Source organism: Aureispira sp. CCB-E (genome assembly GCF_031326345.1).
In the GTDB taxonomy this organism is placed as follows: Bacteria; Bacteroidota; Bacteroidia; order Chitinophagales; family Saprospiraceae; genus Aureispira.
Map to the genome: position 1 here is coordinate 5,261,796 of NZ_CP133671.1, position 14,764 is coordinate 5,276,559.

Genomic DNA, 14,764 nt, shown 5'->3' on the forward strand with positions numbered 1-14,764 from the left:
CGTTATGTTTTGTTTTTCTTTGTTTTAAAAGGTGTATAAGAAAGCTCGCCCGTATCCATAATCAAGGTGCAATAGCTGTATTTTGGAGCCTCTTTAAGAACTTTGTAAGCTTTCATAATTTCTCTAAAGTGTGGAATGATTTTACTCTTTTGAGTCGGTGGTGCCACATTGTTTTTAAAAAACTTGGCTTTGGTCAAAGCTCCCCAAGCACCATTGGGAAACATATTGGGATCGTGAAAAACCAAGGCGAACCAGATGCCCACATGTTTGGCTCGATAGAAACAAGCTTTTTGTGCTTGGGTCAAGGTAGAGGTCAAAATATTGGTGGCATCATCAATAATAAAAAACAGCCCTTCATAGCCTTTGCGAGAAAGGCGTTTGTACAAAAGCATCTCGGTAAGTTTTTCATCTGCCATCATGGCTTTGACTTTTTTGCCTCGAAACTTTTTCATAAAGTGCTTTTCAAAGACATAATCTTTGCCTTTGTAAGAAAAATAAAGTTCCTGTTCTTTTTTATCCGACCACAATTCAATCAATTCATAACCCACCCAATCTTTGTCCCAACCTGAATTGTATACAAAAATAGTGGGTCGATTGCACCTTAATGCAAATTGCTGTAGATCGTAGGTCTTTCCTGAATGGGGTTTTCCAAAATAGGCTAAAAAGAACGGATGGTGTTGGTCTATTGTCGTGGTTATAGGCTTACTCATCGTAAATAATTGCTCTAATTTCAGGATTCGTTTTTCCTTGGTCAATCAAGGCTTGAATTTCAGGACTGGGAACTTCATCGGCAACATCAATAGCGCAATAAGTATTATTGGGAAGGTGTTTGTAGGTCCCTGTTGTTTTGTGAATGCTGAATAATTTGCGCCCATCCTGGTATTCTTTTAAATGAGAAAAATCAGAGCTGGCTTGTCCTTGCTCCTGCTCTTGTTCCTCTTCCAAGGGATCTTCTGTGTTAGGTGTGGCTTTGGGTTCCATTTGTTGAATTTGATAACGATGCCAAAAAGCAGCTCCAAAACCAGCCGCTGCCCAAGTACCCACTGCCAAGAGCAGCGTCATCAAAGGCGTGGGGGCTTTAATTTCTTGAGTACTCAAGTATTCTTGAACGGCAGCAATTAAAACTTTTTTAGCTTTTTCATCTGCCGTATATTCTGCCACATGCTGCCCACTAATTGAGCTACACAATTGAGCTTTGGCAAGATCAATATAGGTGAAGGCAATTTCTCCCAGCTCTGCCAAGTTTTTGAGATTTTTGCTACTCGAGCCTGTTGCTTTTTTGATTTCTTCAACAGGGTTGGTTTTGGGTGGTTCTTGAACATATCCATCCAGTGGATCTTCTTCAATTTCAATAACAGGCTCTTCCTCCCAATCTTCTTCGAGCTGCTCTAGGGTATCAGAATTATTTTCTGCCGTTTCTGCAGCAGTTTCTAGCTCTGAAAAATCAGTTTTTGTGCCAGTAGAGTCAGTAGAGGCGGTTTTTGTTGATTTTTGAGTAATTTCTTCTTCTGTTTCTGGGTTGGTTTCCAACTCGTTTTCTTCGTTAATTTCTAAAGCCATTTCTTGTTCTTGCTCGAGCAGCTGTCGGCGCAGCTCCTCTTCCAAATCATAGGTGGTATTTGGTTGCTTGTTTTCCATTTTTTTTGAGGTTATTTTTGTAATAATTTTTAGTAGTTTCTATGGCAGTTTCTGTTTAATTTCTGAGCAGTTTCTAGCTAATTTCTGCTTAATTTCTAGGCAGTTTGAAAATCAGTTTTTGTACTAGTAGAGCCAGTAGACGTAGTTTTTGTTAATTTCTAGCCAGTTTCTGAGCAGTTTCTAATCCAGTTTCTAATCCAGTTTGCAAATCGTTTTTTAAGTCAGTTGTTGGATTTTTTTGCACAAGGATTTTAACTCCATAATAAGGGTGGCATTGGTGGCATGTGCTGCCAAAGAAAAGTTATCTGCCATCGCTTGATTTTCGTCTGTCTCTAGCCAATCGTCTTCAAAAATGCCGTTGTTGAGAATGCGAATTTCGTGGGCTTCTAGTTTTTGGATTTGTGCTTCAATTAAGCCTACCACAATTGTTTTGTCAATCGGTTGTGGATGGTCGGTTTGGGCATTGCCCAGTTGTTGTTTTTTCATACGTTACTTTTTTTAGAATAGAATATTTTATATCTGTAAAAGTATTGTATGTGCTTGGGATTGGAAAGTTTTGTTGCTCAGGCAGGGGAATTTTGTGGCGTATATTTGTAGGTTGGTTGATATTATTGTTTGGGGATTAAAAAAGAAAAGACCTTACATGTATTCCCATCCATGTAAGGTCTAAATCACCCCAACTGCGCTTGCACACTCACGCAGTAATTAAAACCCAAATTTATCTTTAGAAGGTTTAGTGGTTGAAGATTGGACTTGCATGTATTCCCATTCATGCAAGTCCTTAAATCACCCCAACTGCGCTTGCGCACTCACGCAGTAATTAAAACCCAAATTTATCTTTAGAAGTTTTAGCGGTGAAAGATTGGACTTGCATGTATTCCCATTCATGCAAGTCCTAAATCACCCCAATTAAAACCCAAATTTATTCTTAGTTAGTTATGATCACTTTTGATACACTTATTATAAATGCCAAAGCAATGCCAAGAAATAAAAATATTTAATAATAAGGGTTTTATATATTTAATTATATTATAATTTATTCTATTTTGAAAATAGAACCTAAAATGGGAAGCCTTCTAAAAATGTTTCCGCATCTGCAGCAGCAACTTATCAAACAAAGGCACCACTGTTTTTAACTCAGTAGGCGTCATATATTGGATAGCATGATACTTCGTTTTGGTCAAAAAGATATTTTGAATCTTCATCTCCTGGAGTTTGTAACCAACATACTGCTCAAAAAGCCGAGCAAAAATTTCATTTCTTCTCAAGAAGTAATCTAGATATTGTTTAGGAATTGCTTTTCGAATACGTCTCACATAACTAGAATCCGCTGTTTTGCTCTTGTCCCAATACGCCTTTTCAAGAATCTCCTCCATCCAGTAACGCATGGGCATTTTAGAGGCATCGTAATTGATACGTCTAGGATCTGTCGAGCGACCATCGGATAGTGCATATACTTTGGGGTTCGCCTCTACCCTAGCACCAAAAAAGTAATCCAGGAAATGACCATACTCATGTGCAAAGGATCCCACGCCGCCAGAAAAGACAAAGCGGACTTTTTTCTCGGTAGGTTCATCAAAACGGTTCTCTTCGTAGTAACGAGTGAGATTGATAATATTGGTAGAGGGTTCGTAATGGGCTAAAGCTCCCTTTACCCCTCGAGCTCCAAAGGCAATGCCCAAAGTTTTGTCCAAACCAAGGTTGTTTCCTTTGAATCGCAACACTCGATTTAAGTCATACAAACAAATGCCTAGAGCAGCCAAATAATTAAAACGGTCTTCATGCGTTACCCAGTTACCAAACTGATAGCCTCTCAATTGAAAGACTTCGTGCACCGTTCGAACATCTTTGAGCTTGTCATAAAAGCGTTTTTCCATCGCTCCTTTTCGAAAGAATTGATACAATTCTACAAAACCTTGATCTTCCCACCATCGTTCGGCTCTAGAGCCTCCTTCTGGGCTTAAGGTATCTACAATTTTCATGGTTTAGCGTCTTTTTTTAAGTTTTCCTAATCGTTTTAGTTTCTTTTGGTTGAGCATGGATAAGGGAACCCCTCGTCCAATAATCTGCTCGTCAGGGTGTAATTTAGCTCTAGTTTTTTTTAGTTTTTTCATGTGTTTTTAGATTTGATAAAAGAATGAAAGCCCCTAAAATACGGACTTTGAATGCAAAAAACAAGGCAATAAAAAACGCCACTAGGAACTAATGGCGTAAATTTTAAAGGTTGATTTTTTCTATATTTTTGCTGAGGAGGCTTTGGGTCTCAACTGCTGCAAATAAGTTTGAGTACTTTTAATTTTTGTTTTTAACAAGCAAATTTGTTGTTCTTGACAAAGCAATTGTAAAGGATTCTTACTTCCTTTCATTTGAGTTAATTTTTGCTGTTCTTTTTCTAATTTCTGCTGTAGTTTTTTAAGCAACTGCTGCAGTATAGAAACATCGTTTTGTTTGACCATAAAAGATAGTTTTTTACTGCAGTAGTATTTTTTTTACTACTGCAGTACACTAGTGTTTATCGGTGTTTGAATAAAATAATATCATTTATTTTACTGCAGCAGTTTGGTGTTTTACTACTGCAGTAATTCTTCGTAAAATAGGGCTTCTCATTCTGCTCGTTGTTCTCGAGCCTCAAGCATACAGCTACGAGTACAATAAGTATGGTTGTGGGATTTGTGAATAAACCCCGTACCACATTGAGGGCAAATACGAGTATATTCCTTCTTTACTTTTTCTATTTCTTGAAGTTGTTTTTGTTCCACTTCTTCATAATTAATGAAGCCTATTTTATTGATGCTAGGAGCTTGATGAGCATCTTCTGGAACTTGGATTTTTTCTTCCTCTTGAACCGCAGAAGGAGTATAAGCAGCTGCTACTTGAGCAATATTCCCTTCCTTTTTCTCCTTCTCACATTCGGTATAATACCACCAAGAAAAGCCCATAGAAAGTAGAAACAACAACTCAAAACCAATGGCTGCTCGAACCAATTGTGTACTCAATTTTTCTCGCTCCAAAGTCATGGTAGATTTCCTAGATTCAAAATCCTCCAATGCCTTTTGTTCGATGACTTGGTTCTCGAGTAAAAGAGCCGCCAGAGCAGCGTCTTTTTGAGCTTGAGTCGCTTCAATCTTTTCATTGTATTCTTGCACCACTTTAGAATCTTTTCGAGCCAAACGCCCTTTGTACAATCTGGTATTCCGAAAATTATCCCGTTGTATCTCGAGCGCTGCCATTCGATTATCATAATCAGAAACAATCCCTTCAGAAGATTTTAAAGCAGGTGCTTGAGGAGTCGCTTCTTCGACCAGTAGGGAAGGGAGAATTTTAGCGCCTTCTATCGAAATGTAAATACTTGCCCCAACCGCTACGATTGCCAAGAGAGCAGAAAAACGTTCTACCTCTTTGTACTGAAATAAGCCCTTCATCACATCATCGGTTGATTCTCGTTTGATGACCTCAATCATAATCACCAAAGCAATGGAGCAAGCGATTCGAATCACCCAATGAATATTGAGAAATAGATAAGAAAGCATGGTAAATGCTGTCGTTAAACTTGCCAGCTGTGCAATCATGCCCATGCCTAAAAAGGCTCGATTTGCCCAAGCAAAACGATGGGCAAAGTTTTTGTGTTCAAATTTCTGTTCTAATGTCTTGTTTAAAGACCAATTGAAAATGGCGTAATTTTGAACTTTACGCTGCTTGTTGTGTGGATTTTCTGCAAAAGATGTCATAAATTTGTTTTTTTAAGAATTTGTCTAAGAGGATTCCTAGTTGCCGCTAGGGATCCTTTTTTTATGGTGGTCAAATTGTTCCAATTGTACTTTGATTTCGTAGAAGATCGTCCTTAAATAAAGATCACTTGGGTCGTAGTTGTAAAGCAGCTCTTCCAAAGCATATTTTTCTGTTGGTGTGAGTTGGATTCGATAGATTTTAGCTTCGTTTTGCCAGTGTTTCTCCTGTCGTTTGCTGATTTTGATAATAATCTGAATCAAGGCCGCTCTCCAACCTTTTTGTATAAAATCATCCGCAGGTTCTGGAGCAGAGAAGGGGAGCAGCATTTTTGCCAAGTAGATCCAATCTTTCAAAGTCAGTTTGATTGGAATATGTAGAACCTTGATTTGCTCAATGGCTTGATAATAGGTCATACTCTAAAAAATTGTCCTTTGATAAAATTATGCGTATGTTGTCCATTTTGGTAAACCATGATCCGCTCTACGTCTTGATTCCAATATTGAGCAACTTCTTCTATTGAATCAATCGAGATACTCAAGCCTTTGGTGCGACCTGTTCGCCGTCTATAAGCAGCCGTATAAATCAAGTATAGTTTTAACGAAGATCTCCCCAAGGCTTTGTAATAACTTGTTTTATCGAGTTGTTCGGTGCCTGTTGTTGGGTGGTAATAAGCCAAAATTTTGCCCGTTTTATTATCATACAAAACCGCCCATTCAAAAGGCTTTTGTTGTAAAAATACTCGCTCCAAACGGCTAATCCCTCGTTGTGGGTTGTTTGGTGTTTTATGATCCATTGAATAGCGTTTGAAAGCATCTTTTTGATGGGGGTATTTAATCGCTAAGTAGGTCAAAGAATCTCGACCTAGTTTGAATTGGTTGCTTACTGTTGGCATGTCTTAAGAGATTTGATTGGAAAAAATTGGTTGTAAACGGTCTTTAAATTTTCGAATAAGTTTGTCTTTTTGAGCTTGGCTCACTTCAGGTGGTGCTTGAGCAATTAGACTTCTAATTTTTCTCCAGGCTTTTTCTGTGACATTCATTGCATATTGAGGCGTTGTTCCATCCTTTAGAGCCTGTAAGGTGGCGGTATGTGATTTGTGAATGTGTTCCATCACCATTTGATAATAAGATAAGCTTCTATTTTGAGCACCAAATTGGGTGTACAGCTTCATAAAATCGTCTTTGGAATAATCCAAGGCTTTGGTCCAATTCTCTGAAGTAAAATAGAACTGGGGGGCATAAAGCTTGTTCAAATAGCCTCTCTTTAGCCCATTTTCTCGCTGTTTCTGGATCGCTTCGGCCACTATTCGAACCGCTGACAGCTCTGTTGGGGGAAGTTTGGAGACAAACCACTCGTTTAATATCTTCCATTGACGTTTGGGGTTTTTGCCTTGTTTTTGATAATAATCGGAATCTTTAAAGGCTTCAATCTTTTGTTTTCTAAAGTGTTGTACAAAATCTCGAGTTAGTCTCAAGTGGGATCTCAAAAAGTCAATGGCTTGTATTTGTTGAAGCGCATTGAAGTTTTTACCGCCCCAAAGTGCCACTCGAGCTTGTTCGAACAGCTGTTGAGCAAAAAATTCTTCTTTATCCGTGGTTTTGGTCGGAATAAATACTTTTGGCGCAAAATTAACAGGCAAATTAGTTGGATCAGTAGGCAAGTTCAATTTGCTTCCTTGCTCTGTACCCTCATTAGCCAAAGAATTCAGCTCTGCGACAGCAGAAGCCTTATTCACAATTGCAGCTGGTGTTTTATATTGTTTTAATGTATCCTTATTATCTAATATAGAATACATCTGCGGAAAAGATGGTACACTATTAGTATTTATCGGGGTTCCAGGACTGTCCGATTGAGCCGCTTCTCCCGCCACTTCTGCCATCGTTTCGCCCCAAACCAAGATGTCTTTATTTACAACTAATTTGAAATAACCTCGCCCGTTAGGATCTTCATGCATCGGCTCTGGATAGTTCTTTCCTGTGTGCACAAAGTTCACCTTTTGTGTCAAAATTTGAGCTTCTAAGAGCTTTTTAATACAATTTCGAACCGTACGACCACTGATTTGTAAAATAGGTCGAGCCGCTTGTTTATTGACCATCGAAGCCAAGTATTCGTTGTTCGTAAAACAGAAAAACTCTTGGCTATATACTGCCCATCCAAATACATTGGGCTGTTCTTTTTTCATGTCCTCCATCGTACGAGGCAGAATAGAAAGAATGGCTTGTAAAACATCGTGAACACTGGCTACCATGCCACCTCGTTTGTGTGTGCGCAGCCATTTTCGTTGATAGATTTCCATCAAGTCGTAGGCTTTTTCTAAGGTTGCCTTTCTGTCCAATAGATCATACATTGACCATTCATGAAATTTTGTTAACTGGGGTTCTCCAACCATTTGTGTGTTTGTTATAATGTATGGTTTAAAAATAGGGTGCCGCTCAGAGCCGCACCCATCGGCATATAAGTCGCCGTAACTCGCAAGTTTTACTTGCTTCCTTGAGATCAGAAGGAGAATCGAACTCCTTTGATTGCTGCGGATAGACAATCTTCCCTGCCTGATCGCTTCTCTATTGCCAAAAGGAATAAATTTAATCTTTAAAATAAGCCGCATGATGTAGGTTTTCATCTCGATATTTGACTACCAAAGCCCGCTTAAAAAACAAAGGCCCATTTTTAGTATATCTAAAACCGCATAGTTTCATGGTATCATTATACATTCGAAGTGTTCTTGGTTTTAATCCCAAAATTTTAGCCGCCTCTTTAGTGGTAAGAATGGTATCCTTTTCATTGTGTTCGACAAGGTTCTTAACAAACTGTTTCAACTCATCTAATTCTCTTTTCAAAGCTAGAATAGAAATATTTTCTTCACTGATTGATTGCATTTTCTTTTGCTCTCCTGCTTCGGTCATATTATATTGATTTTAGTGGCAAGGGCTCCAGAAGAACCGCTGAATTCTCCTGGAGCATTGATTTAATTTTTTGTTTTAATCTCTTTTTACTTAGCTTTTTTACTTCATTCATTCAGGTTTGGTTAAAGAAATAGTTTTGTATATTCACGAGCTGTAAGTTGATCATAACCCAGCTCATATTGATTGACCAAAGATTCTAAGTCGTCTTTAAGGAAAGGAGCAAGCTTTTGAATCATGGAAAATGTCATTTTATTTGGCTGCATTAAGCGAACGGTTGTCATCCGCTTACTAATTCCTAATGCATCAGGTAATGTGTTAAAGTCCGCTACCGAAACGGTTCTTAACACATATTGGTAAAATGTTTGTTTGTCTTCTGTTTTGTCTTTGTCTGTTGAGTTTTTCTTCATCTGTTTGGTTTTGGGCAAGGCTTCGCCATAACCAATAAATCAATGATTTAAAAGTACTTTGAAACCTTGCATTAAATAAAAACGGATTGCTCTAGTGAAGAGAATCGAACTCAACCTTCTGAAAGGCTCTAACCTGTTAGAACACTAGATCTTGTATTGTTTTGTTGGACGCTAGAAGCTGCCTCCTAGTTGCCGATGAACTGTCCCCACAGTACTTCCGCAATACCTCTTTGGTACGCCCAATTCCATTCACCACCCAAGATGAATTAAAATTTTTAGGTTCATTTCTCGGATATTCGTCTACATTTGTCTACATTAGTCTACATAGTTTAGCACAACAAAAGGTCATATCTTATTTTAATAAATAAGTAAACCAATTGTTATTAGACGTTTATTTATTATCCTACAAAGTAAGTTTAGTTTGACTGCTGTATTACTTTGTTAAAACAAAATTAATTCATTTTTGAATAAAAAACAACATTATCGTTTATTTTTATTCTTTTTTGTTGTTTTTATTTTTTTTAATATCTCTTAAATGACTGTACAAGAACGGTTTAAAAAATTGTTATTTGCACTAGAAACCAATGGTTCAAACCTAGCAAAGCAAATTAGTGTTTCCCAACCTTCAATCGCTCGCATTATAAATGGCGAAAACTATCCAAGTCATAAGGTATTAATCCCTCTAATTGAAAAATTTAATGTCAATAGTAATTGGGTATTAACTGGAGAAGGAGAAATGTTTATTTCCCAAGATACAACGCCAGTAAAAAATAAAGACTTAGAGCAGTTAACGAAGATAATAGAAGCCCTAGAGCAATCTAATGAAGAGAGCAAAAAACGAGGCGAAACAATGGATAAATACATTGCCATATTAGAGCAAAAAATAGAAGAACTTGAAAAAGAAGTCCATAAAAAATGATATAAAAAAAACTACAAAACCCCGATATAATCGAACGAAGCCAAGATTTTCTGTGTTATTTATAATGCTCATGAATCAATTTTGTGGTGCCCAAAGAATAATCGATTTATAAGCAACGATCTAGTTGCTATTTTTATGTCCAAACAAGTTGGTTTGTGCGCATTTTGTTCACCAAAAACAGACAAACTTGCTAAAAAAACTCATCATCAGAACCAAAGAAATGGTTCGAAACCTGAAAACAATCCGCCAAGAGGAGCAAGAAAAAGAACTCCAAGACTCTTCTCACTTGCAAAAAGGGAAGTCAATATTAGAAACTTACCAAAGAGTTAAAAAGGAGTAGATTAAAAACTAGAAAACTGAATGAAAGCGACTGGAGCTGCTGCTCTTTGTCGCTTTTTTATTTTGTTATGTGTGAAGGATAAATATAATTTCATCAGGAAACATAGAATAATATTTATATATATTTTATCGTGTATTAATTTAAAACAATTATTTTTACTCTCAAATTGATTTAATTGTTAATGGTCATATTCCTATAAATACGCTGTATAAGGAAATGATAAAAACCCACACACTTATGAATAAGTTTTTAGTGCTGTTGTTGCTATTTGCTCTTACGAATACCATATTGGGGCAAGAAAACAAAGAAGAAAAAAAAGATTTTTCCCTAGCAAAAGTAGGTAAGAAAATACAAGGCTGCTATGTTTTTGTATTAACCACACCTTACAACGAATACGACCATATTCGCACTGAAAAAATGCCATCAGGTATTTTTAATGGAGATCCTAGCGAAGGTTTCTCCAAATTCATCAAAAAAATGAGAAAGCATTACCCCTATTTTAATGGCTTGATTGTTTCCCCCGATTTATCAGAAGTAGAGTTTATTAAGTTCAGGGATATGGAGATCTCAGGTGTAGGCTTTAGAATAGGAGACAAACTTATTTTTAAAAGTGGCAAAGAATTACTTTATGGTGAAGTAGTAGAAATAAATACTTATCGCCAACGAGTAACATTTAAGTATCTAGATATTTATGGAGATGAGAAAGTAATTGAACGAAAGATGGTACATGTAACTCCATTAACAGAGGAACAATATAAAGAAAAGATGGCAGAGCAAGCCAAAGAAATAGAAAAATATAAATATGAGGTTGGGCAATTTGCTATTTGGAAGGAGAAAAATAAATCTCAGTTTGGAATCATTCGTTTATTGAATGATAAATCACATAAGGCAACAATTGAGTATTTGGATATTTACGATGAAAAGAAGAATAGAGATGTTCCTTATCTTGATGTATCTATTATAGAAGAAAGTAAATACAATGAGTTGGCTAGTAACTGGAAAAAAGAAACGGATAAATACAAGTATAAGCTAGGAGAGCCAGTTGGGTGGGCAGAGAAGAAAGAATCTAAATTTGGTTTGGTAAAAGCTTTAGATAATAAGTCTCACAGGGCTACAGTTGAGTACTTAGATGTTTATGGAGATGAAAAGGTTAAAATGATCGATTATCTAGATCTTTCGAAGATGGATCAGTCCAAATATGATAGACTATTGTCTAGTTGGAAAGAAGAAATTGCTAAGTATAAATACGAGGTTGGAGAAACGTTAACTTGGACAAAAGGAAAAGAATCTATAGAAGGCATTGTTGTTGGTCTGGATGACAGTCGCCACCTAGCAGAAATGAAATACACGAATGAGAAAGGAGAGGAAGTTGTTGCAAAAGTGAATTATTTGAAATTAACTCGAAAATAGTCGTTAACAAGCTTTTAGATACAAAACTTATACAAATGAAAACTTTATTTAAATTAATATTCTATGTTTTGGGAATTGCTTGCATTTCAATATTTAGTATATACGTAGTTTGGTATATTGATAAAAATAATCTTGCAGAAGCAATTTTAAGTAATATTTCTGTTAAAACAGCTACTCTTTCCCCTGAACGTTTATTAGAAGGAAGGATTGATTTTTTGGACCCTCATGATAATCGTCCAATAGCAATGAAAATAAGTGACAAAAAGGACAAGAACATTGAATATCAATACATTTACCCATCACAGATTTTCTATGCTTCTGCTAATAAAGTAAAACTATTATTTCGAGATTCTGTATTTACGATAACTAATAATCTAGGTTTAAAAAAGATAAAAGATCGTTTAAATAACAAAAAAATGACTTCTTTTATACATACTCAAAGTTATGTAATTAATAGAGCTGCTATTATTGGTGTTTCAAGAAAGGGGTTACAAACTTATAACTATAGTTATCATGTTCAATTAGTGAACGGAGAAGAATTAGCAATTTCAAAAGATATCTATAAGAAAATGACAGAATCTATAGAGCTGGCAACAGAGGAATATATTTTTTGATAATCTACTGCTATTTTTGAAATTAATTTTAGTGAGTTTATAAGTGTTTGAGGAATTTATTTGACAACTCACTGTCCCTATTTGACGACTTACAAAATAGCTATTTGAAAAGTGTTTTTGACTGTCGTATCTTTACATTACAAGGATGAAACAACACATCTAATGTATTAGTACTACATTCATTTGATTAAGGCTGGCAATATAAACCTCATAATTGAGGGTCCGCATTGTTTTGTCCAAAATAAACATTTTTTAATTTAAAAACAACTTAGTTATGTCTAACAAAAATAATAATCCGAAGCAATCTAATTTAAATCACAAATCAAATCAATCAAATCCAAACAAAGGAACACCTGGTAATAATAAAGCTAATGGAAAAGCCAATGGTAATAAAGGAAAGCAGATGAATCCGAATCAGAAAGGTAAAAAGTAATTTAGAAATGCTGAGCGGGAAACCCTCCTGCTCAGTATTTTTTTATTTACTCTCCATATTTAGGGTAAATGATAAAAGTAATATAAAACAAAGAACATTTTTGTAAGTAAGGCATAAGTATAAATGTCGGATAGCCTGGTTTTAACAGATAAAAAGTGTCCTTTTGAATGCAAATTCTGTATAAGTTCATCCTTTAAAACAGTTGACATTTGCTCCCATTCATCGTAGTCTAAGTTATTATTCAGTCTTATGGAAATCTGAGCTGAGAAATGATATTTATCTACTTCAATATTAGAAAATAACAGACCTTCAGAATAAACGATATATTCTAATTCATTTTCATCAACCAAAGCATTAACAGCTTGTTTTAGTTTATCCTCTTTTATCTTGAGCAATTTTTTCTCATAGTTTATCAAGGTAGTATCACACGCCCGAAGCAAAGAGTTAAAGGTTATTTGCCACTCCTGGAGTTGACGTTCTAAATCAACTAAGAGAAAAGGATCCCCCAAATCACATCTATCACTCTGTTCTAAAACATCTTGATAAAAATCTTCTATTTCTTTATGTTGAGGGAGAAGAACAGAATCCTCTAGGTAATCGACAAGACTTTGTAAATCTTCTTTTATCCATGTTTGCAATACTATATTTTTATTGACGTAAGCAGTATCAATAATTCCTACTTTAGTGGATTGTCCTACCGTTACAGTATTGATAGACAACATCAAAGACATAAGAAGTATAATAATTAACATAGATTTATTATTTAGGTGGACAAAAATAGTTAGGGTAGCTGTGAAAAAGAATAAAGCTACCCTACTTAGGATAAATTTAACCTACCCTAAAAGATGAGTTTTACCAATCCACCCCATCCAAAGCATCATTTACCACCTTATTGGAAAGGTGCAAATAAATCATAGTTGTTTCAATCTTGGAATGTTGTAAAATCGACTTCAGAACATGTAATGGAATTTTAGAAGCTAAATGAGTCGCAAAGGTATGCCGAGCCACATGGCTGCTAATTGCCTTATTAATCCCAGCACGAGCCGCCAACAATTTCAACGTTCGATTAAAATATTGATTGGTATATTGATGAAAAACTAGGACATGAGGAGCTGCGCCAGAAATTAAATGTTTTTGGATGAGCTGCTCAGGTTTCTTCAAGTGCAATTTGTACAAAGGAAGTAAAAGTTGCTTGCCTGTCTTTTGGGCAATGATGTTTAGGAGCAGACCTTCTTTTTCCTGTTCAATGTTTTGGTGTTGAATATTACAAGCATCTGAAAAACGCAAACCTGTATAACAAGAAAACAAAAACATATCTCGAATTAACTCCAGATAAGACTCTTTGGGAGAAAAACTCAAGGCTTCTAAGCGCTCAACTTCCTCCCAGACCAATACTAGGCGCTCAGTAGCGACCGTTTTAGGCTTAAATTTTAAGTATGGATTTTTATGCGCTTCAAAGCTTCCTTTACTAATAGCCAAATTAATGTATTTGCGTACTTGTTTGTGATGTGTGAATACGGTATTGGTGTGCAAATTCTTTTTATATAAGAAGGTATCAAAATCGTGAATCAAGTTAAAATTCAATTCTGAGAATTGAACATCTTTTCGAAAGTCAGTCCAATGATTGAGCGCAGCTTTGTGTTTCCCCTTCGTTTCTTTAGATAGTTTGGTATCTGCAGCAAGTTCGCAACGCCAAAAGTCAGTAAAAGACTCTACATCTTCATAACGAAAGAAATCTTCTACCTGATTAATAGTAATGACGCCGTTCTTTTTGATGCAATCCAAAGCAAAGGCTTCTAGTGCATTAATTTGTCTTCTAATTTCAGCATTGTATTGAAAAGTGTTGGGATGATCAATAACTTGCTTGAGTCGTTTGCTCCATTGAAAGGGGGTAACATAAATTCCAGTAGAGAAGAATTTACATTGGCCTTTTGTGTAAGCTCTGATTTGAATTAGTCCAGTTCCGTTCTTTCGGAGTTTGTTTTTGTAGTTGTGGACAACAGAAAATTGAATCATAGTTTGTTCTTTTTTATAGAAAGCTACGGAAAAAGCCTTCTATTTGGTGAACAAACGAAGAACAAAAAGCCCTGTAAACAGATGTTAACAGATGTAAAAGAGAGAAAAGCGAACAAAAAATAAAAGCAGCATTAAACGGCTGAAACAGCGATGTAGCCTATGTTTTATGCTGCTAAATGTAGACTTTTGACAGTCTGAGTAGCGCCCACAACAGGATTCGAACCTGTAACCTTTGGCTCCGGAAACCAACACTCTATCCAGTTGAGCTATGCAGGCAAGTAACTTCTATATAAAGAAGATGGTTAGCAAAGATACAAAAATAGTCAAATTAGAGTTCTTTTAGAGTAGAATTAAT

Annotated in this window: 19 protein-coding genes and 1 tRNA gene; 5 read left to right on the forward strand and 15 right to left on the reverse strand. The window is 36.0% G+C overall.

From position 1 onward, the window contains the following. Window positions 1-2 precede the first annotated feature (2 nt). The 12 genes from QP953_RS20545 to QP953_RS20600 form a co-directional block, all read right to left on the reverse strand. A complete protein-coding gene (locus tag QP953_RS20545; protein WP_309552776.1) occupies window positions 3-710 on the reverse strand; it encodes a hypothetical protein in 708 nt (235 codons plus the stop codon). After that, entirely contained in the window at window positions 703-1,638 is a 936-nt protein-coding gene (locus QP953_RS20550; RefSeq protein WP_309552777.1) for a hypothetical protein, read from the reverse strand. Before QP953_RS20550 ends, QP953_RS20545 begins: the two co-directional genes overlap by 8 nt. A 216-nt stretch (window positions 1,639-1,854) precedes the next feature. Beyond that, on the reverse strand, window positions 1,855-2,124 hold the full coding sequence (locus QP953_RS20555; RefSeq protein ID WP_309552779.1) for a hypothetical protein: 270 nt from the start codon (window positions 2,122-2,124) through the stop codon (window positions 1,855-1,857). Between the two features lie 590 nt (window positions 2,125-2,714). Continuing rightward, a complete protein-coding gene (locus QP953_RS20560) occupies window positions 2,715-3,620 on the reverse strand; it encodes an LPD1 domain-containing protein (protein WP_309552780.1) in 906 nt (301 codons plus the stop codon). A 3-nt stretch (window positions 3,621-3,623) separates the two neighbouring features. Next, the gene (locus QP953_RS20565; protein ID WP_309552781.1) at window positions 3,624-3,752 is read right to left on the reverse strand and encodes a hypothetical protein; all 129 of its coding nucleotides are present in this window, start codon (window positions 3,750-3,752) and stop codon (window positions 3,624-3,626) included. 120 nt (window positions 3,753-3,872) lie between these two features. Next, complete coding sequence (locus tag QP953_RS20570) at window positions 3,873-4,094, reverse strand: hypothetical protein (protein WP_309552783.1); 222 nt, start codon at window positions 4,092-4,094, stop codon at window positions 3,873-3,875. 147 nt (window positions 4,095-4,241) lie between these two features. After that, window positions 4,242-5,366, reverse strand: a complete 1,125-nt coding sequence (locus QP953_RS20575; protein ID WP_309552784.1) for a hypothetical protein — start codon at window positions 5,364-5,366, stop codon at window positions 4,242-4,244. A 36-nt stretch (window positions 5,367-5,402) separates the two neighbouring features. Then, window positions 5,403-5,780 carry a hypothetical protein gene (locus tag QP953_RS20580; RefSeq protein ID WP_309552785.1) on the reverse strand — a complete coding sequence of 126 codons (378 nt, stop codon included), beginning with the start codon at window positions 5,778-5,780 and terminating at the stop codon, window positions 5,403-5,405. Further along, window positions 5,777-6,259 (reverse strand): hypothetical protein, encoded by a 483-nt coding sequence (locus tag QP953_RS20585; protein ID WP_309552786.1) that lies wholly within the window; start codon window positions 6,257-6,259, stop codon window positions 5,777-5,779. Before QP953_RS20585 ends, QP953_RS20580 begins: the two co-directional genes overlap by 4 nt. 3 nt (window positions 6,260-6,262) lie before the next feature. After that, window positions 6,263-7,987, reverse strand: coding sequence for a hypothetical protein (locus QP953_RS20590; protein ID WP_309552787.1), 1,725 nt, complete (start codon window positions 7,985-7,987; stop codon window positions 6,263-6,265). After that, window positions 7,950-8,270 carry a hypothetical protein gene (locus tag QP953_RS20595; protein ID WP_309552788.1) on the reverse strand — a complete coding sequence of 107 codons (321 nt, stop codon included), beginning with the start codon at window positions 8,268-8,270 and terminating at the stop codon, window positions 7,950-7,952. Before QP953_RS20595 ends, QP953_RS20590 begins: the two co-directional genes overlap by 38 nt. A gap of 122 nt (window positions 8,271-8,392) precedes the next feature. Continuing rightward, complete coding sequence (locus QP953_RS20600) at window positions 8,393-8,677, reverse strand: hypothetical protein (protein ID WP_309552789.1); 285 nt, start codon at window positions 8,675-8,677, stop codon at window positions 8,393-8,395. Window positions 8,678-9,212: 535 nt separating this feature from the next. Here QP953_RS20600 and QP953_RS20605 point away from each other — a divergent pair. The 5 genes from QP953_RS20605 (at window position 9,213) to QP953_RS20625 (ending at window position 12,393) form a co-directional block, all read left to right on the forward strand. Next, a complete protein-coding gene (locus QP953_RS20605) occupies window positions 9,213-9,596 on the forward strand; it encodes a helix-turn-helix domain-containing protein (RefSeq protein WP_309552790.1) in 384 nt (127 codons plus the stop codon). 187 nt (window positions 9,597-9,783) lie between these two features. Continuing rightward, the gene (locus QP953_RS20610) at window positions 9,784-9,936 is read left to right on the forward strand and encodes a hypothetical protein (RefSeq protein ID WP_309552791.1); all 153 of its coding nucleotides are present in this window, start codon (window positions 9,784-9,786) and stop codon (window positions 9,934-9,936) included. 237 nt (window positions 9,937-10,173) lie between these two features. Then, window positions 10,174-11,346, forward strand: coding sequence for a hypothetical protein (locus QP953_RS20615; protein ID WP_309552792.1), 1,173 nt, complete (start codon window positions 10,174-10,176; stop codon window positions 11,344-11,346). A 35-nt stretch (window positions 11,347-11,381) separates the two neighbouring features. Next, window positions 11,382-11,960, forward strand: coding sequence for a hypothetical protein (locus QP953_RS20620; RefSeq protein ID WP_309552794.1), 579 nt, complete (start codon window positions 11,382-11,384; stop codon window positions 11,958-11,960). A gap of 274 nt (window positions 11,961-12,234) precedes the next feature. Further along, entirely contained in the window at window positions 12,235-12,393 is a 159-nt protein-coding gene (locus QP953_RS20625; RefSeq protein WP_309552796.1) for a hypothetical protein, read from the forward strand. Window positions 12,394-12,452: 59 nt separating this feature from the next. On the opposite strand, the gene QP953_RS20630 is transcribed toward QP953_RS20625, so the two are convergent. The 3 genes from QP953_RS20630 to QP953_RS20640 form a co-directional block, all read right to left on the reverse strand. After that, a complete protein-coding gene (locus QP953_RS20630) occupies window positions 12,453-13,145 on the reverse strand; it encodes a hypothetical protein (RefSeq protein ID WP_309552798.1) in 693 nt (230 codons plus the stop codon). Between the two features lie 100 nt (window positions 13,146-13,245). Further along, window positions 13,246-14,409, reverse strand: coding sequence for a site-specific integrase (locus QP953_RS20635; RefSeq protein WP_309552800.1), 1,164 nt, complete (start codon window positions 14,407-14,409; stop codon window positions 13,246-13,248). A 202-nt stretch (window positions 14,410-14,611) separates the two neighbouring features. Then, window positions 14,612-14,685 (reverse strand) — tRNA-Arg (locus QP953_RS20640). Between the last annotated feature and the right edge of the window lie 79 nt (window positions 14,686-14,764).